This is a genomic window from Methanococcoides sp. AM1 (assembly GCF_900774055.1).
GTDB lineage: Archaea > Halobacteriota > Methanosarcinia > Methanosarcinales > Methanosarcinaceae > Methanococcoides.
On record NZ_CAAGSW010000016.1, the window covers coordinates 1 to 449 of the forward strand.

The following is a 449-nucleotide window of genomic DNA, read 5'->3' on the forward strand; positions in this document are numbered from 1 at the left end:
AACCCATACTTTTCAGCGTTCTCTCTTGCCTTTGCAACCATATCTTCCGTCATATCCACGCCGATCACTTTACCGATCTCACCTACTTTTCTTGCAGCCAAAAAACTGTCGAATCCCGCACCGTAACCAAGGTCAAGAACGGTTTCACCTTCTTTTATCTCTCCAAGTGCTGTAGGGTTTCCACATCCAAGTCCCATGTTAGCTTCTGAGAATGATCGGGTTTCTTCAGGTGAATATCCTATGGATGCTGCCAGTTGCTCATTTGTGAGGCTTCCACAGCATCCGCATCCCTGTACAACACCTAATGCTATGTTGCTGTATTTTTTCTTCACAACATCCTTCTTCGTATCTGCATTCATTGTACTGTCCGGACAGCATGAGTCGACACTTTCAACTCCGCATCTCTCAAGTTTTTCTTTCATTTTATCATCCATTATGCTGTAAATTAC

1 protein-coding gene is annotated in these 449 nt (G+C 43.7%); it reads right to left on the reverse strand.

The features are described 5' to 3' along the window. On the reverse strand, positions 1-422 hold a 422-nt coding region (locus tag E7X57_RS12205; protein ID WP_305791980.1), incomplete at its 3' end, for a methyltransferase domain-containing protein. Positions 423-449: the final 27 nt, after the last annotated feature.